Here is a 20,061-nt window from a genome sequence, read left to right on the forward strand (position 1 = left end):
GTGTTTGCCATATCTATTGCCATTTTGACTGTTCTCTTCTTTCGTTACCAGCGACGCTCGAAGCGTTTGCGCAGGACGATTGCGATTGCGTTCATTGAAATCAGGAAGCCCAACAGCACCATAATGGCTGCGGAGGTTTTTTGCTGGAAGGCCGGTTCGGGGAAGTCTGCCCACATGAAGATCTGTACGGGCAAAACGGTGGAGGGGTCGACCGGGCTTGCGGGAATATCGACAATAAATGCGACCATCCCGATCATCAGCAAAGGTGCTGTTTCACCCAGCGCCTGCGCCATGCCAATGATGGTTCCGGTAAAGATACCTGGCATGGCCAGCGGCAAGACATGGTGAAACACCGTTTGCAACCGCGATGCACCCACGCCCAAAGCCGCTTCACGAATAGAAGGCGGTACAGCCTGAATGGCGGCACGGGAGGCAATGATGATGGTTGGCAAGGTCATCAATGCCAGCACCATACCACCGGCTACCGGAGCGGAGCGCGGCATGCCAAAGACATTGAGGAACACGGCAAGACCAAGCAGACCAAAGACAATTGAGGGAACAGCAGCAAGGTTGTTGATGTTCACTTCAATTAAGTGGGTCCAACGGTTTTTGGGCGCGAACTCCTCCAGATAAAGCGCGGCGGCCACCCCGATAGGGAAGGATAGGCCGAGCGTAACCAGCATGGTCCAGAAGGATCCAACGACAGCACCCCAGATACCCGCCATTTCCGGTTCACGGCTTGCGCCGCGGGTAAAGAAGACGGTGTTCCAACCACTGCTGATGCGCCCTTCTTCAATCAGGAAGTCGGTATATGCCATCTCGCGGTCTGTAAACTTGCGGGAGCTTTCAGGAAGAACGATCTTCTCCAACTCCCAATTTCCAGCGGTAAAACTGGTTGTCGGTTGCTGCATGGGGACCAGTATGGTCGCCTTGGCGGTATTCGCGTCCAACTCTTCCAGCTTGAAGATGCCTCCCCCAGCTTTCACGAGGAATGAAGGAACATCTGCATTCAGGCGGGAAAGCGAGCCGGTGTCTGCTAGGCGTTTGCCAATGGCCTCAATTTCTTGTGCCAGCTTGGCATTGTTGCTTTGCAAGGAGGCGCGGTTATCTTCGGCCTGCTGAAGCTCCGCTTCCAAACGCGGTTTTGTGCTGCCTTGCGCTGTTGGGATGCGTTGTTGCAGAACACCGATGCGGCTCTCCACATTGGCGAGCGATACCTTTTTCAGCTCAAGGCGTTTTTGCAGCTTCGCTTGCTCCACACGCAGGTAGTCATTCAGCGCAGTGCGGGCAACTGCGAATTCACCAGCGAGCGAGGAAAGCGTGAGGACATCGCCATCAAGCACAAGGGAAATATCGCTTTGCGGCTGGGTGATTACTTTATCAGAGATCAACCCTTTAACATAAAGATCGGCAAAATCTGAGAGCGGCACCTCGATATCGCGGGTTGTACCGAGTAAGGCTGTATCTTGCATGACCTGTTGCTGCAGCAGAACATTAGAGCCCGCGGAAACAAGAGAATACAGTGTACGGCGCTGCTTGCGCCCCGAAACAAAAGCGACCTCCTGTTTCAAGCCATCCCGAATTATAGAATTGTAACTCGCCTTTTGCGGGGCACCTGGGTCCACCTTTTCCGGACCGAGATTCACCGGCAGGGTCAAGTAGTTGTAACGAAAGGCGGGTAGCCCCTGAGAGATGATCGTTGTCATCAGTAGCAGGAGGAAGACGCTTGCCAGGGCGATCGCACCAATGCCATAGGCCTTGAAGCGCGTTTCAACAGCGTAGCGTTTTTTCAAGCGTTTTCGCGCCGCCGGGGTGGTGTGAACGCTGACAGCAGCCGCAGCAGTGGTTTGGGCCATATCAGTCATATTGTTCCCTATACTTCTTCACGACGCGCAGGGCGAAAATGTTGAGTGCCAAAGTTATGCAGAAGAGCAAGAGACCGAGCGCAAAAGCGGCAAGCGTTTTAGCGCTGTCGAACTCTTGGTCGCCCACTAGTAGGGTGACGATCTGCACGGTTACTGTGGTTACTGCCTCAAGCGGGTTGGCAGTGATGTTGGCGGCAAGGCCTGCGGCCATCACCACAATCATGGTTTCGCCAATGGCGCGCGAAATAGCCAGAATAAGTGCCGATACGATGCCCGGAAGCGCCGCAGGCAGCACCACCTTCATGATGGTTTCCGACTTGGTGGCGCCAAGTCCGGCAGAACCGTCACGCAGGGATTGCGGCACCGCATTGATCACATCGTCAGACAAGGACGACACAAACGGGATAATCATGATTCCCATGACGAGGCCAGCTGCGAGCGCGCTCTCCGAGGAGACAGACAGGCCAATTTGCTCGCCCCAACCGCGAATGAATGGCGCGACAACCAGTGCTGCAAAGAAGCCGTAGACCACGGTGGGGATACCGGCGAGGATTTCCAGCACAGGCTTGACGATCGCTCGCACGGTGCTGGTGGCGTAATCTGAAAGATAGATCGCAGAGAGCAGGCCGATAGGGGCCGCTACCAAAATGGCGATCAGAGTGATCAACATGGTACCAGCGAGAAGCGGGATGGCACCAAAAATCTTGGTATTGGTTTCAGTATGTTCGGCACCGGCCCCTTCAAAGGCGCTTTGCGGGCTCCAGTGCGTACCGAATACAAAATCAAGCACGGGAACTTTACGGAAGAACATAAAGCTCTCGAAAATCAGCGAAAGCACAATGCCGACAGTGGTCAGAATGGCAACAGCAGAGCAAACAATCAGAACCCACATGACTGTGCGCTCGACAGTGTGGCGGCTGCGCAGCTGAGGAGAAATCCTTTGGAATGACCAATAGCCTCCGCCGATCACAAACAGCGCGAGAATGGCAATTTCCACGGTAAGGCCGAGCTGGTTATAGCTGGCAAAGTGCTGGGCTGCTTGTTCTTTGGCAGCGTCGGTGAAGCCAACAATCCCGCCAAAGGCGATGGCCTGCGCGTCTCGCAGAAAGGCCTGCAGCTCCGGCTTTGACAGGGCGGCAACCTGATCGCTCATTTTGGCGATCACCATAGATTGCATCAGGCTGGGCCAGAACATGGCCCATGCGGTGATAAACAATAGTGCGGGTCCTGCAGCCAGTATGGCAACATAGGCGCCATGGAAACCGGGACGGGAATGGAGGGAGATGTCTTGCTTGGCAATTTGGCTCGCCTTATTGCTACCGAGGTAGTAGGCGACGCTTGCAACAACCAGAAGAAAAGCAGCGAAAGTCCAGAACATCAGTTCAGGCCCTTTAAACAAATCAGGCGTAGCATTTGTGCCGGGCCTGTGGGCGTAGGATCGGGGTATTGGTAAAGGCAGCGGGCGATGTGCTGGCCCGCTGCCTTCCAAGCATTCAGTAGATTAGAATGCCAGCGGGGTCATAGCAGCTGCAGATTTTGCAACAGCATCGCGTTGCTCACCTGGCAGTGGGATAAGACCTTTGTCGGCAAGGTAACCGTCGTCACCCCATGTGTCTTCGTTTGTGAACTCGGCAAGGTACTCTACGATACCAGGGATCACGCCAACATGCTCCTTCTTGATGTAGAAATACAGGGAACGAGACACAGGGTAAGAACCTTCAGCGATTGCTTCAAAAGTTGGCGCAACGCCAGCAATTTCGGCACCCTGGATTTTGTCGGCATTCTGATCAAGGAAGGAGAAGCCGAAGATCCCCAGAGCAGCAGGGTTTGCTTCCAGTTTCTGAACGATCAGGTTGTCGTTTTCACCAGCTTCGATGTAAGCACCGTCTTCACGGATTTCGTGACAGGCTTTTTTCTTCAGACCAAGGTCTGCAGCGCCTGGAACCTTCTTACAACCGCCCTGCATGGCCAGCTCGGCAAATGCATCACGTGTACCGGAGGTTGGTGGCGGGCCAAGCACTTCGATTTTGGAAGCAGGCAGAGATGGGTCAATATCGGACCACTTCTGGTGCGGGTTTGCAACCAGCTTGCCGTCAACTGGCACTTCTTTGGCCAGAGCAAGGAAAACCTGATCAAGGGTCAGGTTCAGCTTAGGAGCGGCTTTGGAATTTGCAAGTACGATACCATCGAAGCCAACAACGACTTCTACTGGGGTCACACCAGCTTCGTTACACTTCACCAGCTCTTTTTCTTTCATGCGGCGGGACGCATTGGTGATGTCAGGCGTTTTCTCGCCAACACCTTCACAGAAAAGCTTGATACCGCCGCCGGAACCAGTGGATTCTACGACAGGGGTTTTAAAATCGGTTTTCTGACCGAATTGCTCTGCAACTGCAGTCGCAAACGGGAAAACAGTAGAAGAACCAACGATCTGAATCTGATCGCGGGCCTGAGCGGAACCAGCGGCAATGGTGCCGGCCAGAGCGAGTGCAGCTACGCTTGCAAGTGCCTTAATTTTCACCTGAAGTCTCCTCGGGAGTCTTGGTCACAATATCGATGCTTACAGGCCTTTTCCTGAAAGCTGGAAGCACCGTATCGGGTTGCTGCGATGCTTATATGACAGCTGTGCTACACTTTTGTGACAATTCAAATTATTGAAAAATATAGCGTTTTGTTTGAATAAGTGATTTACCGTGTCACAATAGCAGGCAATGTGACAGAAAAGCTAGCGCCTGCGCCCAGTTCCGACTCGACTTCAAGGCGCCCACGGTGGCGATTGATAATGTGCTTTACAATAGCCAGACCTAGGCCCGTGCCTTTCATTTGGCGACTGGTCTCCACATCTACCCGGTAGAACCGTTCAGTCAGGCGGGGCAAGTGTTGCGGGGCGATGCCAGGCCCATAGTCACGCACACAAATTTTGTAACCACCATGCTCACCGAACGGGACACTGGATACCGAAATATCGATTTTCCCGCCTTGAGCGCCATATTTCAGCGCGTTTTCAACGAGGTTATTAAAGACCTGTACCAGTTGGTCTTGCTCGGCCTTTATCCAAATCGGTTCGGTGGGCAGCTTTGCATTAATCTTCACTTGCAGCTCGTCAGCCAGCGGGCTGAGGGCATCAATCGAGTGATGCAGGATGGGCGCCAGCTCGTACACTTCATCTGGCTGCACGTGTACGCGCATTTCGATGCGGGAAAGCGAAAGCAAGTCATCGATTAGGCGACGCATGCGTTCGCCCTGATCCAACATTATTTGCAGAAAGCGATCACGGGCAACCTCATCATTGCGGGCAGGACCTTGGATGGTCTCAATGAAGCCGGTCAGCGACGCGAGCGGCGTGCGCAGCTCGTGGCTGGCATTGGCAACAAAATCGGCGCGCATGCGTTCATGCAATCGTGCCTCTGTGAGATCGCGTACCACAACCATGATCAGTCCCGGCTTACCGCGTGGCACAGCCAAGTTGCCATTGGCAGCGGACCAAAGGGGGGCGATATGCGCCTCAAACCATTGTTCTGCTGGTACCTTTTCCGACCAGTCAATGATCTCTGCCGGAGAAGACGAAGAGACACGATCAAGCGCCTCTAACAAGGAAGGGGCGCGAATGCCAAAGGAGAGTGGAACACCGACACGAACAGCGGGAAACGTTGCCCGAGCGGCGGTGTTCACATATTGCGTGGTGCCGCGGTAATCAACTACAAAACAAGGATCAGGTAGGGCATTGACCGCGGACTTCATGCCTTTATCGACGATTTCGCCGAGCTCTTTCTTGCTGATGCCCCGGGGTGGGCGCAGAGTGGTCCTCCCCTTTAGGCCACCTCCGATAATGGCGGTAAACAGTAGTGCAAAGCCCATAAAAGCGGCCCAGACCGGCACTTCGAATGCCAGTGCGAACAGCGCCATAATGCACATTACGAGGAACACCAGCCAACGCACGTCTACTGTCTTGCGATAGACAGTCCTGCGATTAATTTTCATGGCTAAATGATCTCGATCTGTTAATTGCGATGGGTTCTGGGAGGACACGTCGTCGCCGTCTGCTTTAGTTCGCCTTTAGTAGCAATGGTTTACTCTGCTCCCCCCTTCTCATAGGAAGCGGGAGCAGATTCGCATTTAACAGGCGTTGCATGACAAAAAAGCGACGTTTAAGCGCTTAAGCTTTTGAAAGCTGTAGCTCCCCTAAAAATTCAGTAAGAGCAGAAAGACAGAAAGACCAACCAGCGGGTGAGGCCATGGCGTTTAGATAGTCTTGCCAGTTTTCTCCATAACGATCAAAATGATCGTGGGTCAGTTCCAGCATGGTGCCCTCGCCTGCCTCGTTTTTATCACCAAGGAAGGTGACTGTTACCTCGCCAGCAGCTTCCGGCGCATTGATGAGCAGACGTAGAGGGGATATCTGCCAAGCCAGCTGTAGCCGCTTGCCTTGTTCGGCTGCAAGGATAGTGCCCCAGCGGATACGGCGCCCATCCTCCACATCTTCATAGCACCCGCCGCCTGCCTCTAGCTCCAAGCCAAGGATACCCTCTTCAGGTGAAAAGCGATAATCGCTTGGCCACCATGCATCAATGCGGGTTGTGAAGGCATCATAGACCAGCGCGGGCGGGTGTGGCAGCCGCACACGGGCAACGCAGGCGTTTGTCCCTAGCATGTTTATTGTAATCTCTGGTTGTGCAGCCATGTCCCGTGCCTCCCCGGTTTTCTCATGTGGTGCGCCAAACTGGACGCCAATAAAACCACAGGTTCAGGCTGTTTACCATAGCAAGACCCCGTGCTTATACACAGGGATGATCGCTGATCTTCAAGAGGAGCGCTGGAGATGCCAGCGGCGCCACACGACACCATATCTGGGTGCAAATAGCATGGCTGCAAGTTGCAATAGACCGGCGACCACAGCAATCATACCGGCGGCAGACACACTCCCATCAAAGCCAAGCATTGGCGGAAGGAAAGCCGCAGCTAGATAACCAGCAACTCCTGCAAACACGGCAACCAAGCTGGAAAGCCATAGCTGAATCTTAAGCGAATCCGTCAGCATTCTGGCGGTGGCGGCAGGGCAAATAAACATTGCAATTACCAGTATCGAGCCAACGGCGGAAAAAGCAGCTACGGCCGCCACTGCAACCATGACAATCAAAAGAAGACCGAAGATTTGCGGGGAAATGCCAAGGCTGGCAGCCAACAGCGGATCAAAGCTGGTAATCTTCAACTCTTTAAAGAAGGCCAACACGGTAACGATTAGCACAAGGCTGACGCCCGCCAACAGTTTCACGTCTTCAGGCAGGGCGCTCAAGGCTGAAAGGTTAAACAGATCCCGCCAAGAGTAGGCCTCTAGCCAGATAGCACTTTCCAGATTGCCATAAAGGGCGTGTTCTACATCCAAATGAACGCCGGCGGTTTGGGTTTGCTCCAGCAACACCACCCCTACAGCGAACATAGTTGTAAAAACAACCCCCATGGCCGCGCCGGGCTCCACATTACCCAAGCGTCTGATCAATTCGATCAACAACACAGAGACAATCGCAGCGCCGCCTGCCCCCAAAAGCATTGGCCAAGAAGCCGTAGCATGGGAAAACAAAAAGCCAATCACAATACCGGGCAAGACCACATGTGAGATTGCATCTCCCATCAAGGCCTGTCGACGCAGCACAAGGAAATTTCCCAAAAGCCCGCAGGAAAGTGCGGCAAATACGCCAAGCAAGATTGAAGGGAAGTCGAACTGCAGAAAGATATCCATTAGAGCGGGCTCCGCAATGTGTTGGCCGAGGGCGCGCTATCCAAGCTTAAATCGTCTTGCAAGCTTTTCACCACATCAGGAGGCAAAACCTCTTGGATCGGGCGCAGGGACCAATCTTTCATCAACAACGCCTCTTCTGGGGCCTGTTGCTTATAGGCATTCCACAGCAGCTGATCCTGCGCGGTTTTGTGCGCCAGTGACGCGCCTTCGGGCGTGGGCCTCCCATCTCCGCGCAGCAGCCCATTGCGACGCAACAGGCGGGCAGTCAGGGGCTCTAGCACCGGCTCATTATGGGCAAGGGACAAAAGACCTTGGCGCAGATGCACCACTTTTTGAAAGCGGCGATGACGGAGGGCAGCGGCTAAAACGCCACGAGCAGGCGCTATCAACATCGAGATGACAAACAAGGTGAAGAGCACCAGAACGATTACGCCGCCGGTGGGCATATCTGGGGCACTGGCTGAAATCGCGGCACCAATGTAACCTCCAGTGGCGCCGATGCCTGCTGCAATTGCGGTGAGTACAGGGACACGATCTGTCCAGAATCTGGCGGCAACAGGCGGAATGATCGCCAAGGCAACAATAAGGACGAGACCAACTGTTTTCAAACCGATTACCACAATACCGACAAGCAGAATAAGAAGCGTCCGATCCAGCGCCTTCACATTGTAGCCGGATGTGGCTGCGAACTGCTCGTCAAAGCAAAGCAGAGTGAATTCTTTCATGCGCAAGAGCAACGCGGCCCCGATAATGCCTGCGGCAACCGCGATAAGGACGGCCTCCGAAAACAGCATGCCAGAAGTGGCGCCAAGTAAAAAGCCTTCCAAACCCGCCTGCCCGCTTACTTGCAGAGATTGAATGACGGTGAGCAGCACCATGCCAAGTGCAAAGAAGGTGGATAGCACGGTGCCGATGGCCGTGTCTTCGTTCAGGCGGGTGTGGTTCTTGATGGCATCAACTGCAAGCACGCCCAGCGCTGCGCTGATAGCGGCGCCGGTCAGTAGCAGTGGCAAGGAACGGCCTGCCTCAAACAGCAGCTGCCCGACAATGAATGCAAGGGCAACACCGGGCAGCGTGGCATGACTGACAGCATCAGACACCAAAGTGCGCTTGCGCAGCAATACAAACACGCCGATGGCCCCGGCAGAGGCCCCGAGAATAGCCGCGCCGACGCAAACAAGAGCGGTGTTGTAGCCAGCTTGCAAGGTGATTGCCTGCCAGAATGCATGCATGAGTACACCCCTATGCTTTATGCGGTGCGGCGGCCGCTAAACCCTGGAGCTGTGTGGAGGCCAAGCGGCCACCATAAGCTTTTTGCAGGTTTTGCGGCGTAAACGCATCTTCCACGGCGCCGCTGGCGATTGGCTGGCCATTTAGCAAGAACACGTGAGAAAAGTAATCGCGCACTGTCTCCAGATCGTGATGAACAACGAGAACAGTCTTGCCACTTACAACAAGTTGGTGCAGCACATCGACAATGGCTTTTTCGGTGGCGGCATCAACACCGGCAAAGGGCTCATCCATTAAATAAACATCTGCATCCTGCGCCAAAGCCCGGGCAAGGAAGATGCGCTGTTGCTGGCCGCCGGAAAGCTGGCCGATCTGGCGCTGTGCGAAGGCCTGCATGCCCACGGCGGCAAGGCTTTGCATAGCTGCGGCGCGGTGGCGTTTTCCCGGCCAGCGCAGCCAGCCGATCCGGCCATACAGGCCCATGGTGACCACATCCAGCGCGGTTGCGGGAAAATCCCAATCAACCGAAGAGCGCTGCGGGACATAGGCTATGCGGGCGAGTTGCTTCTTTATCGGCGCACCAAAGACACTGGTTTCACCTGAAAGCTTCGGGATCAGGCCAAGAGCGGCTTTAAGGAAGGTGGATTTACCGGCCCCGTTGGGGCCGATAATTGCAGTGAGGCAACCAACAGGCGCACTGAACGACACATTCCAGAGCACCGGCTTTTGATGATAGGCCACCGTCAGCCCCTGAACAGTAAAGGGGTTGGCCGCTGCGGCTTCGTGATCTGTGCGCCGGCCATTGTGGGTCACACTATGGAGACTGGCGGTGCTGGTCATGGTTTACTTCCTTGTTCAGGCCCTGTTCAGGTGCCGGTCTTTACTGTGTGTCTAATGACCAGATGTGGCCAGTTTACCGTTCATGCCCCTTGCCGGGGCGGTGCCGGACAGCGCGCGCGTGATAATTGTGGCGTTGTGATCGATCATACCGATATACGTGCCTTCATATGTGCCCGGTGCGCCCATAGCATCTGAAAACAACTCGCCGCCAATTGTAACGGCGTGCCCTCTGGCTGCGGCGCCTTCAATAAGCGCCTTGACATTGCGCTCAGACACCGAGCTTTCGACAAACACTGCTGTAATTTTGTTTTCTACCAGCAAATCCACCAGTTGCTCAATCCGGCGTAGGCCCGCTTCAGAATTCGTGGAAATTCCCTGTATTCCAACAACCTGCATATCAAAGTCGCGGCCCATGTAGGTGAACGCATCATGTGCAGTAATGAGCACCCGTTTTTCCGAAGGAATAGAGGCTAGTACTTCGGCGGCGTACTGACGCAACCGGGCGAGCTTTTTGCCATAATTTTCCGCGTTTTTTGCAAAGTCTGTCCGATTTTCAGGTTGCAACTCGGTTAAGGCAGCCTCAACAGCACTCACGGCGTATTGCCACGTGCGCGGGCTCATCCAGACATGGGGGTCAAAGCGATCCTTATAATCTTCAGAGGCCACACGTTGCGCAACCGGAACCGCTTCACCAACAAAGAAGACAGGCTTTTTATTGCTCAGTTTGTCCAGCAAATCTTCCAGCTGCGCCTCCAAAAACAAGCCATTGGCAAAAATCGCCTGAGCACGGCCAAGCTTAATGACGTCGCTACGCGTCTGGCGATAGGAATGCGGGTCAACTCCAGTGCCAATAAGTGTCTCAACTTCCACATGAACGCCACCAACAGCGCGCACAGCATCGGCAACCATACCAACGGTCGCGACCACTTGTAGAGGTTGCGATGCTGCGAGCGCTGAGGACAGGCCGGCACTCCCGAAAGCGATTGCCAAGCCGATGCCACGTAACAACCCTGTTGCTTTGCGCCAGAAAACTTTTGTCATTCTAATCATCATCATAGCTCTACTTTTTAGAGAAACCTAAAGTGACAGGAATCAGCGGGACTGTCATCGAAATAATTTGTAGCCTTTTTAATAATGCAAATCATTCGCAATTGCAATAAGCAATTCCCCTGCTCCTTTTTGGCAGTTGTTCCTTGTTATCAGTGCGCCTACAACAAAGGGCGGCGATGGTGGAACATAATTAGCAGACGAACATATAAGGCAGATTGAATGGCATCACTGGAATTTGAGCGGGAATTCGAACCACAGCATGGCGAGCTTGTTTCGCTAACACCTTCTCTTGCCAGAGTGACCTGCGCCAATGTTGGGCCCCTTACCTTTCAAGGCACCAACAGCTTCCTCATAGGCCGTGATGCGGTTGTGGTGGTCGATCCGGGGCCAGAGGATCAGGTACATCTTGATGCCCTTCTGCGTGGGATTGATGGACGACCTGTCTCAGCAATCCTTGTCAGCCACACCCATGTGGACCACTCGCCGCTTTCTCGCACTCTGGAGCGTATAACCGGCGCTCCGATTATTGGCTGTGCGCCGCATACCCGCGCGCCCGCGTTTGTCGACATGCCGGAGAATCCTATGGAAGCCAGTGCAGACTACGCCTATGTGCCGGCGCGTATTCTGGCAGATGGGGAGCGCATTCGCTTAGCAGGGCGGGACATTGTTGCGGTAGCCACACCGGGGCACACCATGAACCACCTGAGTTTCCTTATAGAGGACGACAATGTTTTGCTATGCGGTGATCATGTGATGGGGTGGTCATCGTCTGTAGTTGCGCCACCTGATGGCAGTATGGGTAGCTACATGGCGTCGCTTGAAAAACTTGCGGCCTATGCTGACAGGTTCCGTTTTTTTCCTGCGCATGGGGGCGAAATTCATAGCCCACAAACCTACTTGCGCGGGCTTTACGCCCATCGCAAAGCGCGTGAGGCTGCGGTGCTGGCTCAACTGCTCGGTGGGAAAGCCTCAATTGCGCAAATGACTGCCGAGATTTACAAGGATGTTGATAGGGCATTGCATAGCGCAGCGGCGCTCAATGTGCTGGCACATCTGGAGGATTTGTGTAATCGCGGCCTCGCCACTTGCGAGGGGCCGCATTCGCTGGAAACCTGCTACCAGCCAGTTAAGGCATAAGAGGTGCTGCACCACGGGCCTGCTAAGGTTTAATGCCCACAGGGGTTTAAGGACGAGATATGACCATTGATTTTGACCGGGAAGTCTCCCGTATCAACACGCATTCATTAAAATGGGACGAGCTGGGCAGCCGTTATCAGCTGGATCCTGCGGAAGCCCTGCCGATGTGGGTGGCTGATATGGATTTTCGCCCGCCGGAAGCTGTGGCGGAACTTCTGCAAGATGCGGCGGAGCATGGCATCAATGGCTATTACGGTGATAACGAGACGTATTTAACCGCTGTTCAGAGCTGGATGGCGCGGCGACATGATTTCCCAATCGAAAAGGACTGGATTGTTTGGGTCCCGGGAATTGTCGCCGGATACTCCATGGCCATTCAGGCATTTTCACAGCCGGGTGACGGGGTGCTCGTGTTTTCGCCGGTGTACCACGCCTTTGCCCGTGCAGTGCACGCCAATGGGCGCAAGCTGGTCGAGAGCGAGCTTATCAATGATAACGGCTCCTATCGGATGGATTTCGAGCGCTTGCCAGAATTGGTAGATCAGCGCACAAAAATCTTGCTGCTGTGCAGCCCGCACAACCCGGGTGGGCGCGTGTGGCGCGAAGACGAGCTGCGCCAGCTTTGTGAATTTTGTATCGAACGGGGCATTCTCATCATCTCCGACGAGATCCATCAGGATCTGGTGTTTGAGGGGCACAAGCACATTGTAACCCAGACCCTCAGCCCGGAGATTGCCAAGAATACCATCACCTTTGTGGCGGCCTCTAAAACCTTCAATCTGGCTGGGTTTATGAGCGGATCGGCGATTATCAGCGACGATGGCCTGCGTCGTCGCTACAACGCGCAGCTGCATGCATGCGGCATTGGCGCGACCCGGCTTGGCCCACTCTCCACAGCGGCAGCCTATGACCACGGGGAAGTTTGGCTGGAAAAGCTGCTGCCGTACCTAAAGGAAAACGAACGCCTGCTCACTGAGGGGGTGGAAGCCGCTATTGCGGGCGCGAAAGTGATGCAGATGGAGGCAACCTACCTTTCATGGGTGGACATGTCCGGCGTCGATCTTGAGATTTCTGAGATCACCCGGCGTGTTGAGCGGGTGGCAAAGATAGCGACCAACCATGGCGGTGCCTTTGGCAAGGGAGGAGAGCAGTATTTGCGCTTTAACATCGCCTGCCCGCGTAGCACAGTTATTGAGGCAGTACATCGCCTTGAGCAAGCATTTGCCGATTTGCGGAAACAGAGCCGTTAAAATTGGCAGAGCGTGCCGCTTGAAGGCGCAAAACGGTGATTTTGTGATATTTATCACCGCATTTAAGTGCGCCCTGATGTATCTAGAATTAACAAAGCAAAGAGTGCTCCCCAAGGCACCGCATTATACAGCATGTTAGGACTGCTGCCCAAACAGGTCTAGATTGCTGCAAATGGCCCCAAATAGCCGTTGGTTCCAACCCCCGGAACCAGCGGCATTTTCTTTTTAAAGGCTATTACAAATGGGAGAGCATTACCGGCCCTTGTTTAGCTTGCCGGTTTTTGCCCCGGCAAAGGCGCATCTTTCACTGCCTCTGCATCTTGCGGCGAAAACTGCTCTGGCACAAAGGCTCGATTGTACTCCGCCCCAAACTTCTCCACCAACACAGCGTCCAGCTCCTTCCAGAAACGGCGGATGCGATTGGCGTTTTGTCCCAGATCGTGCGAACCGACACGGCTGACAGAGCGGATGTCTAACAACGCGCCTTCCGGATCTGGCGTGAAACGCAGCGCAACTTCGTCCACAAAACCGAAAACAGGTGTTTTCGCTTCCACTAAAGCAAATGATGTGCTGTCAAGCAAGGTTTGCGGTTCGTCATTATCTTGGCGCCCGGAAAGCACCAGGCGCCAGCCGTTGTTTTGTGCAGCTAACAAGGCCCCCTCGCTGAGCTGACGGGCAGAAAGACGAAAACGGCGCGGAACAATATCTGGATAGGCCTGCTGCTGCAACGCAATCTGACGCGCCCCGTAAACGTGACTGGTGCCGTTTGCACGCTCGCTCAAGAGTTGGGGCGGATTATCCAAATCGGTCGAGATGTCGTTCAAAGGCGGGAATGAGAGGTAACCATAAGAAAAGTAAAGCAGGGGAGCCAAGCATATTAAGCCGTAGAACATAGCGGTAATTGCATTGGTAAACCCCTTCCCCCCCTCAAACCAAAGGCGCAGCGCAGCAAAAATGCCAAGAAAACAGGCAATAAAGGCAAGCACCGCTGCAACAAGAAGCAGCACTACAAAGATCTCGCCTTCAACAAGGCCTAGGTGATGAAGACCAAAAGACAATAAGGTAAAACAGAGAACAAGGGCAGCTAAGCGTCTGGCGAAATGCGCAGAGAGCGAGTAGCGCTGTGGCAGTTGCACATACATTCCGTTTCGCCGATGCCTCTTGTTTGCTTAGGGGGACATTGCTGGCTTGCGTTGCTGCTACAAAAAACAGCTGCTGCCAGCCCGCTTACAATGGTGAAAACTATGCCCGATGTGCGGTGGGTCCGCAAGGGAATGTCGCAGCCTGCTCTCCCTAGAATAATAGGGAGAACAAGTACTCGGGTTTAGGTCGAATTCAGCCGAAGTGTGGTGCTCTTTCCCTATGCGCTGATGGCTGTGTGCATTTCGGCATGCGGGAGCAATTGCACAATCTGCGATAGGGAGGAAAACAGGTGATCACTGTTTGGCAGCAACTCTTCGACCGTGCAAGCACCGGTTGAAACGGCGACACGCACCATACCTGCCGCCTCGGCGGCGTGCATATCGTGCAAGCTGTCACCGACCATCGCGATTTCTTCTGGCCGCAGTTGCAGCTGTTTTGCGAAGGCAATGAGTTGGCCGGGCTCAGGCTTGGCGCCAAACCCGCTGTCATAGCCAACGACAAATTCAAAGTCCTGCAGGATACCCAGATGTTCCAATTGGCGGCGCGCTGTCGCAACAGTGCCGTTGGTTGCAAGACCGAAGGGGATGCCGGCCCGTTTCAATGCTGTGAGCGTGACAATCGTATCATCAAACGGGGTAACTTCCTGCACAGAGTATTGAAGCAGACGATCTTCGACCTCCGGCAAGAAAGTGGGATCATCAACGCGGCCCAGCTCTTTTGCCCATGTGCCCAGATACTGGGAGGGCGGCTGCGTTTTGAATGGGCTGCCTTCCATAAAGGCGCCGGTGATGGTGTCAAATCCGAGCAGTGTTCCAAGTCGATGTTGTTGCTTCACATCGCCGCCGGACAAATGAATGATGAGATGATGGATCGCCGGGCCCCACGTGCGGTCAAAATCCGTCAAAGTGCCATCGCGGTCGAATAAAAAGGCCTTTATTGTCATTACTTCTCCGAGAATTCATAGGGTTGAGGCAGGGGGAGGCCTCAACCTCTTTTAGCCGGGGGCATCGCAAGAAAATGAAAGCCGTATGTGATCGGTTCCAAGCCCCCCATGATTTTTACAGTTAATATAGGCTTGGCCGCGGCCTTCGTTAAGCTTCAATCACACTATTGCTGTTTTTTTTTGACAATTGCTGGGCGGTAACGATTTGTCGCAGCAGGCGACTGTGGTTTTTTTTCTCAAAAAGGCGCAGACATAAATAAGCCAGATTCACGAGGCAAACGCCTTGAGGTCGGCGAGTAAACGGCACAGCACTTCAATACGCTGCCCCGCCAGAACGATAGACGAGAGATGACCCCGAAAAGGGGAAAGATATGGCCACAGAACAAGCTAAATCCGCAAGCAAGCCCTCCAAACCAAACCTTGACGCTTTATATGCACCAGTCGGTATTCGCGCTGTCGAGGCGGCAAACCGTTTTTGCAACAAAGGCCAACAGGCAGCAAATGCAGCAGTGATCTATTATCCGCATCCAACGGACTAATGATCGCAAGCGCTTCCAGCATCTGAATTGTGTGGTTAAGGGCAGCATTGTTGCTCGGCCTGCGCAATATAGAAGACCAACAGCACGCTTTGCCTGCAAAGCGTGCTTTGTTTGTTGATAGGCGTCTGTTTGGGCTGTGGCAAAGCGCTGCACCCAACAGCATTTAGGGGTAAAGGCGGTCTTTACTCCATGTGTCTGTCGCCAGATCACGGCGAAAAACAAAGCGATCGTGCAAGCGGAAAGCGCGATCATGCCAGAACTCGATCTCAACCGGCTCCAAACAAAAGCCCGACCAATGCTGGGGTCGAGGAATATCGCCAACTGCATATTTTGCAGCATAGCGCGCAACTTCTTTTTCAAGCGCAAAGCGACTTTCCAGAGGACGGGACTGCTTTGATGCCCAAGCACCAATGCGGCTTTTGCGTGGGCGAGAGGCAAAATAGGCATCTGCTTCTGCCTCACTCACCGGCACAACCTGCCCGCGGACGCGAACTTGCCGACGTAGACTTTTCCAATGGAAGCAAAGCGCTGCTTTGGGATGTTGCGAGAGTTCCTGGCCCTTTACGCTCTCCAAATTTGTGTAGAACACAAATCCGTTCGGGGAGAGCCCCTTCAATAACACCATGCGAATATTCGGGAGGCCATCGCTGTCAACTGTGGACAGAGCCATGGCATTGGGATCATTTGGCTCTTTTTTTTCCGCCTCAGCCATCCATTCTTCAAATAGCGGGTAAGGGGCATTGACAGAGGCCATGCTATCGATAGTAGACTGATCCTCGGGAGTTTCATGCTTGTTGGTCATGGGTGTTTCCCGCTGCTTAGCAATTTTTGTGAGCGCGGCCAGACCTGTTCGGCCATCAAGCGCCGCAGTTGAACCGGAGGCCCAGTTCATTCCGATGAAAAAGAGATATAGCAGAGTCGCCCGCCTTGGCCATCTCATCCTTGTCGTTTTTGCGGGTTTGGGCTGTACGGCCTGCGGACAAGTTGCTGGCTCGATGCAGGACGCAAAGGCTGATCTCGCGCAGAGTTCATCAAATGAATCTACGGCACATCTCGGCGCAAACGCCCCTGAAATTCAGAGGGATGACCAGCGAGCAATTGTGGCGCGCATTGAAGCGGCTCTCGCGAAAGACACAACAACAACTCCGACAGACCCGGTTTTGGAGCCATTGGCGTGGTCCAGCCCGGCAACTGGCAATAGCGGCATTATCATGTCGTTGATGCAGGTAGATGATGCAACCAAGCTTGGGTGCACCGATTTTGTCACCAGTGCCAACACCTATACCGGTGTAAAGGCTTATACTGGCCGCACCTGCCCGGATGCCAACCATCAACAAAAAATTGTTGATCTTGCACCATTTGAGCCTGATACGGCGCAGATAAACTAGGCATGGACACAAGCGCCGTTGGAAAGCGACCACTTTTGCAAGGGTCCTAACTGTTTTCCGGTGTTCTTTCAGCCTCGCGCAAGGAAACCACTTTGTAACTCGCCACAAGTATTTTATTGTCGCGCCAAGTTCGCGCAGTTAAGCGCCTGTTTCTAGCTTATGGACACCTATGAAAGATCCCTACCGAATTCTTGGGGTGGATAAGAGCGCCTCGGAAGCCGACATTAAAAAGGCCTTTCGCCGCCTTGCCAAGCAATACCACCCTGATCAGAACGCCGATAACCCGCAGGCGCAAGCCAAATTTGCGGAAGTGAACCAAGCCTACGAAGTCCTTGGAGATAAGGAGAAGAGGCAACAATTTGACCGCGGCGAGATCGATGGCGAGGGTAAGGCGCAGTTTAACCCTAATGACTTTGCCGGGTTTGGCGGCGCTGGTGCGCGTGGTGGACGTGGCGGTTTCGGCTTTTCCTCCGCTGGTCCCGCTGGCGGCGGCGGCGGTTTTGACGATATCCTGAATGATATTCTTGGCGGCTTTGGCGGAGGCGGCAGACGCCGCGCTGCAGGTGCTGAGGGCTTTGGCGGCGGCGCAGGGGCCGGAGCACGGGCGCAATATGAAGCAAACAGCGCCAGCAAGGGCAAGGACGCAGCGCTAACCGCACGTATCAGCCTTGAAGATCTTGCTGGCAGTGGCAAGGCACGCGTTAAGCTCCCCAGCGGCAAAACCGTGGACGTGAAAGTTCCTGCGGGCACGCAGGAAGGCGACAAAATCCGACTAAAGGGACAAGGGCATGCCGGTGCTGGCGGCAAGACGGGCGATGCCTTGGTGGAAATTCGCTTTGCGGCACACCCCTTGTTTAAAGTTGATGGCTCAGATCTACGTATAGAACTGCCACTTACACTTTATGAGGCGGTTCTTGGAGCAAAACTGCGAGTACCAACCTTGGATGGTGCGGTCAAAATTACTATTCCGGAGAACACCAGTTCAGGTAAAACCATGCGTCTTAAGGGCAAAGGTCTACCGAAGAAAACCGGCGGTGCTGGCGATCTGCTTGTGAGCTTGCAAGTGGCGCTGCCAGAGCAAGCGGACGAAGAGTTGGAAAACCTAATGCGGGCATGGCGTGAGCTCAAGCCCTATCGTGTCCGCGGCAACGAGTTTAACGGCAGTTAACAAAAGCGGTCGCGCAGCGATCCGCCGCTTAAATGTCGCGTAGCGGCCGTTTTCCTGCGCCTTGGCGCAGACACTGGAAAGATGTAGAGGCGGTAGGCTTTTTTAAATGCCAACCGCCTTTTCCGTTTGTCTTATTTCACCAGCGCAGATAGCGGCTCAGGCGCTTCGCTGTCATCAGGAACAAAGAAATCCGGCATTAGGTCCTTACTTGGGTCAACGCGGTAGCTATCAAAATTGCTCGTACCATGCGCGGCCAGCAGCGTATCGTCGATATAAAAGTTGCCTGTGGCTTCACGCTCGTTACTGGTGAAAATCACATGGGCGGCATCGGCGAGGATTTCCGGCGTGCGGCTCGCGCTCACCATCTCCGCGCCGCCCAGCAGATTTTTCACAGCAGCGGTGGCGATTGTGGTGCGTGGCCATAAAGCATTCACAGCGATGCCTTTGGAGCGCAACTCCCCAGCCAGCCCAAGCACCGCGAGGCTCATGCCATATTTTGCGATAGAGTATGGTGTGTGGTTTTTGAACCACTTTTCCTGCATGTCCAATGGCGGCGACAGCATCAATATATGCGGATTTTGCGATTGTTTTAGGTAGGGCAAGGCTTTTTGAGCGCATAGCAGCGTGCCGCGGGTGTTGATTTGATGCATCAGATCAAATCGCTTCATCTCGATTTTTTCCAGCGGCGTCAAGTTAATCGCGCTGGCATTATTTACGAGGATATCAAGACCGCCAAACGTCTCGGCGGTTTTGGCCATGGCCTCGGCCACGCTTTGCTCATCACGAACGTCTACAGCTAGTGGCAAAGCCTTACCGCCCAATGCTTCCAACTCTGCAGCAGCGGTGTAGATCGTTCCTTCAAGGCGGGGATGTGGTTCGGTGGTTTTTGCGGCAATAGCGATGTTCGCGCCGTCCTTTGCCGCCCGCTTGGCAATGGCCAGGCCAATGCCTCGAGAAGCGCCGGTGATAAACAGGGTTTTCCCCGCAAGAGTAGGTTGTGTGCTCATGACTATTCCTTTTGTCGCGGTGATTAACCGGCTTTACTCATAAATTTCATAAAGGCCTGCTGCGCTTCTGTTGAAAGCAGGCGCTGCTCAAACAAGGCAATCTCCTCTTGCATGCGGGCCATCACTTGCTTTGCATCCGGGCGCAACAACTGTCGCGATAGACGCAAGGCCTCACGAGGTTTTTGTGCAATTGTGGCGGTCAGCGTTGATACGGTTTCATTTAACTGTGCTGCGGGCACTATCTGATTGACAAGGCCGCAGCGGTGCGCATCTTCCGCGCTGAAGCTGTTGCCAAGGCACAGCAGCTCAAATGCCTTTTGATGCCCCATCAAGCGCGGCGCGAGCAGGGATGCCGCAGCTTCTGGCACCAGCCCAAGGTCCACAAAAGGTGTTTTCAACCTAGCAGTATCCGCCGCGATCACCATATCGCAATGGAAGAGCATCGTGGTGCCCACGCCAATAGCATCACCTTCAACAGCTGCGATCAGCGGTTGCTGACAGGTCACCAAGGCCTTTAAAAAGCGCTCCACCCCTTCCGGCTTGGTTTGATTGGCATGAAAGCGCATGAAATCCATGATGTCATTCCCAGCGGTGAAGCCCCCTCCAGCTCCACGCAGCACATGACACGCGATCGTTTCATCTTGTCGCTCCAGAGCTTGCGCCATGCTCATGTACATGGCGTCGGTTAGAGCGTTTTTCTTTTCTGGCCGCGACATGGTGATGTATTGGCAGCCATTTTTAACTTCGATCTCGATCATTTCTCC

At 54.1% G+C, this 20,061-nt stretch carries 19 protein-coding genes; 5 read left to right on the forward strand and 14 right to left on the reverse strand.

Annotated features, from left to right (window positions below; all coding sequences use genetic code 11):
- Positions 1 to 44: 44 nt before the first annotated feature.
- The 9 genes from pstA to AYK82_RS15875 all read right to left on the reverse strand — a co-directional run bounded on the left by pstA (position 45) and on the right by AYK82_RS15875 (position 10,713).
- On the reverse strand, positions 45 to 1,865 hold the full coding sequence (gene pstA, locus AYK82_RS18550) for a phosphate ABC transporter permease PstA (RefSeq protein WP_068318233.1): 1,821 nt from the start codon (positions 1,863 to 1,865) through the stop codon (positions 45 to 47).
- On the reverse strand, positions 1,858 to 3,243 hold the full coding sequence (gene pstC / locus AYK82_RS15840; protein ID WP_068318236.1) for a phosphate ABC transporter permease subunit PstC: 1,386 nt from the start codon (positions 3,241 to 3,243) through the stop codon (positions 1,858 to 1,860). Before pstC ends, pstA begins: the two co-directional genes overlap by 8 nt.
- Before the next feature lie 123 nt (positions 3,244 to 3,366).
- Complete coding sequence (locus AYK82_RS15845; protein WP_068318238.1) at positions 3,367 to 4,386, reverse strand: PstS family phosphate ABC transporter substrate-binding protein; 1,020 nt, start codon at positions 4,384 to 4,386, stop codon at positions 3,367 to 3,369.
- Between the two features lie 167 nt (positions 4,387 to 4,553).
- Positions 4,554 to 5,846, reverse strand: coding sequence for an ATP-binding protein (locus AYK82_RS15850; RefSeq protein ID WP_068318241.1), 1,293 nt, complete (start codon positions 5,844 to 5,846; stop codon positions 4,554 to 4,556).
- 175 nt (positions 5,847 to 6,021) lie between these two features.
- On the reverse strand, positions 6,022 to 6,546 hold the full coding sequence (locus AYK82_RS15855; RefSeq protein WP_068318244.1) for an SRPBCC domain-containing protein: 525 nt from the start codon (positions 6,544 to 6,546) through the stop codon (positions 6,022 to 6,024).
- Between the two features lie 120 nt (positions 6,547 to 6,666).
- Entirely contained in the window at positions 6,667 to 7,602 is a 936-nt protein-coding gene (locus tag AYK82_RS15860) for a metal ABC transporter permease (protein WP_068318246.1), read from the reverse strand.
- The gene (locus tag AYK82_RS15865; RefSeq protein ID WP_068318249.1) at positions 7,602 to 8,834 is read right to left on the reverse strand and encodes a metal ABC transporter permease; all 1,233 of its coding nucleotides are present in this window, start codon (positions 8,832 to 8,834) and stop codon (positions 7,602 to 7,604) included. Before AYK82_RS15865 ends, AYK82_RS15860 begins: the two co-directional genes overlap by 1 nt.
- Before the next feature lie 10 nt (positions 8,835 to 8,844).
- Positions 8,845 to 9,672, reverse strand: coding sequence for a metal ABC transporter ATP-binding protein (locus tag AYK82_RS15870; protein WP_082733990.1), 828 nt, complete (start codon positions 9,670 to 9,672; stop codon positions 8,845 to 8,847).
- Between the two features lie 51 nt (positions 9,673 to 9,723).
- The gene (locus AYK82_RS15875; protein WP_068318251.1) at positions 9,724 to 10,713 is read right to left on the reverse strand and encodes a metal ABC transporter solute-binding protein, Zn/Mn family; all 990 of its coding nucleotides are present in this window, start codon (positions 10,711 to 10,713) and stop codon (positions 9,724 to 9,726) included.
- 228 nt (positions 10,714 to 10,941) lie between these two features.
- On the opposite strand from AYK82_RS15875, the gene AYK82_RS15880 reads away from it, so the two are divergent.
- Together AYK82_RS15880 and AYK82_RS15885 are read left to right on the forward strand one after the other, a co-directional pair.
- The gene (locus AYK82_RS15880; RefSeq protein WP_068318253.1) at positions 10,942 to 11,859 is read left to right on the forward strand and encodes an MBL fold metallo-hydrolase; all 918 of its coding nucleotides are present in this window, start codon (positions 10,942 to 10,944) and stop codon (positions 11,857 to 11,859) included.
- A gap of 59 nt (positions 11,860 to 11,918) precedes the next feature.
- Positions 11,919 to 13,109: a MalY/PatB family protein gene (locus AYK82_RS15885; protein ID WP_068318256.1), complete on the forward strand. Its 1,191-nt coding sequence runs from the start codon at positions 11,919 to 11,921 to the stop codon at positions 13,107 to 13,109.
- A gap of 266 nt (positions 13,110 to 13,375) precedes the next feature.
- On the opposite strand, the gene AYK82_RS15890 is transcribed toward AYK82_RS15885, so the two are convergent.
- Together AYK82_RS15890 and AYK82_RS15895 are read right to left on the reverse strand one after the other, a co-directional pair.
- Entirely contained in the window at positions 13,376 to 14,251 is an 876-nt protein-coding gene (locus AYK82_RS15890; protein ID WP_068318258.1) for a DUF1499 domain-containing protein, read from the reverse strand.
- A gap of 218 nt (positions 14,252 to 14,469) precedes the next feature.
- Positions 14,470 to 15,195, reverse strand: coding sequence for an HAD family hydrolase (locus AYK82_RS15895; protein WP_068318260.1), 726 nt, complete (start codon positions 15,193 to 15,195; stop codon positions 14,470 to 14,472).
- 371 nt (positions 15,196 to 15,566) lie between these two features.
- Here AYK82_RS15895 and AYK82_RS18060 point away from each other — a divergent pair, with 371 nt between their 5' ends.
- On the forward strand, positions 15,567 to 15,734 hold the full coding sequence (locus tag AYK82_RS18060; RefSeq protein ID WP_156453401.1) for a hypothetical protein: 168 nt from the start codon (positions 15,567 to 15,569) through the stop codon (positions 15,732 to 15,734).
- A 163-nt stretch (positions 15,735 to 15,897) separates the two neighbouring features.
- Here the strand turns inward: AYK82_RS18060 and pdxH are convergent, their stop codons facing one another.
- Complete coding sequence (gene pdxH / locus AYK82_RS15900) at positions 15,898 to 16,626, reverse strand: pyridoxamine 5'-phosphate oxidase (protein WP_425272589.1); 729 nt, start codon at positions 16,624 to 16,626, stop codon at positions 15,898 to 15,900.
- Between pdxH and AYK82_RS15905 the strand changes: the two genes are divergently transcribed.
- A complete protein-coding gene (locus AYK82_RS15905) occupies positions 16,565 to 17,122 on the forward strand; it encodes an RT0821/Lpp0805 family surface protein (RefSeq protein WP_208976524.1) in 558 nt (185 codons plus the stop codon). The genes pdxH and AYK82_RS15905 overlap by 62 nt on opposite strands.
- Before the next feature lie 169 nt (positions 17,123 to 17,291).
- Positions 17,292 to 18,290 (forward strand): DnaJ C-terminal domain-containing protein, encoded by a 999-nt coding sequence (locus AYK82_RS15910; RefSeq protein WP_068318265.1) that lies wholly within the window; start codon positions 17,292 to 17,294, stop codon positions 18,288 to 18,290.
- A gap of 131 nt (positions 18,291 to 18,421) precedes the next feature.
- Here AYK82_RS15910 and AYK82_RS15915 read toward each other — a convergent pair whose 3' ends face one another.
- Positions 18,422 to 19,297 carry an SDR family oxidoreductase gene (locus AYK82_RS15915; RefSeq protein WP_068318268.1) on the reverse strand — a complete coding sequence of 292 codons (876 nt, stop codon included), beginning with the start codon at positions 19,295 to 19,297 and terminating at the stop codon, positions 18,422 to 18,424.
- Between the two features lie 23 nt (positions 19,298 to 19,320).
- Positions 19,321 to 20,055 (reverse strand): enoyl-CoA hydratase-related protein, encoded by a 735-nt coding sequence (locus tag AYK82_RS15920; protein ID WP_068318270.1) that lies wholly within the window; start codon positions 20,053 to 20,055, stop codon positions 19,321 to 19,323.
- Positions 20,056 to 20,061 lie beyond the last annotated feature (6 nt).

The organism is Polycladidibacter hongkongensis, from assembly GCF_001561995.1.
GTDB lineage: Bacteria > Pseudomonadota > Alphaproteobacteria > Rhizobiales > Stappiaceae > Pseudovibrio > Pseudovibrio hongkongensis.

Excerpts from the sequence above, each read along its gene's own strand:
- pstA (WP_068318233.1), bottom strand. The coding sequence starts at position 1,865 with ATGACTGATATGGCCCAAACCACTGCTGCGGCTGCTGTCAGCGTTCAC.
- pstC (WP_068318236.1), bottom strand. The coding sequence starts at position 3,243 with ATGTTCTGGACTTTCGCTGCTTTTCTTCTGGTTGTTGCAAGCGTCGCC.
- AYK82_RS15850 (WP_068318241.1), bottom strand. The coding sequence starts at position 5,846 with ATGAAAATTAATCGCAGGACTGTCTATCGCAAGACAGTAGACGTGCGT.
- AYK82_RS15855 (WP_068318244.1), bottom strand. The coding sequence starts at position 6,546 with ATGGCTGCACAACCAGAGATTACAATAAACATGCTAGGGACAAACGCC.
- AYK82_RS15860 (WP_068318246.1), bottom strand. The coding sequence starts at position 7,602 with ATGGATATCTTTCTGCAGTTCGACTTCCCTTCAATCTTGCTTGGCGTA.
- AYK82_RS15865 (WP_068318249.1), bottom strand. The coding sequence starts at position 8,834 with ATGCATGCATTCTGGCAGGCAATCACCTTGCAAGCTGGCTACAACACC.
- AYK82_RS15870 (WP_082733990.1), bottom strand. The coding sequence starts at position 9,672 with ATGACCAGCACCGCCAGTCTCCATAGTGTGACCCACAATGGCCGGCGC.
- AYK82_RS15875 (WP_068318251.1), bottom strand. The coding sequence starts at position 10,713 with ATGACAAAAGTTTTCTGGCGCAAAGCAACAGGGTTGTTACGTGGCATC.
- AYK82_RS15880 (WP_068318253.1), top strand. The coding sequence starts at position 10,942 with ATGGCATCACTGGAATTTGAGCGGGAATTCGAACCACAGCATGGCGAG.
- AYK82_RS15885 (WP_068318256.1), top strand. The coding sequence starts at position 11,919 with ATGACCATTGATTTTGACCGGGAAGTCTCCCGTATCAACACGCATTCA.
- AYK82_RS15890 (WP_068318258.1), bottom strand. The coding sequence starts at position 14,251 with ATGTATGTGCAACTGCCACAGCGCTACTCGCTCTCTGCGCATTTCGCC.
- AYK82_RS15895 (WP_068318260.1), bottom strand. The coding sequence starts at position 15,195 with ATGACAATAAAGGCCTTTTTATTCGACCGCGATGGCACTTTGACGGAT.
- AYK82_RS18060 (WP_156453401.1), top strand. The coding sequence starts at position 15,567 with ATGGCCACAGAACAAGCTAAATCCGCAAGCAAGCCCTCCAAACCAAAC.
- pdxH (WP_425272589.1), bottom strand. The coding sequence starts at position 16,626 with ATGAACTGGGCCTCCGGTTCAACTGCGGCGCTTGATGGCCGAACAGGT.
- AYK82_RS15910 (WP_068318265.1), top strand. The coding sequence starts at position 17,292 with ATGAAAGATCCCTACCGAATTCTTGGGGTGGATAAGAGCGCCTCGGAA.
- AYK82_RS15915 (WP_068318268.1), bottom strand. The coding sequence starts at position 19,297 with ATGAGCACACAACCTACTCTTGCGGGGAAAACCCTGTTTATCACCGGC.
- AYK82_RS15920 (WP_068318270.1), bottom strand. The coding sequence starts at position 20,055 with ATGATCGAGATCGAAGTTAAAAATGGCTGCCAATACATCACCATGTCG.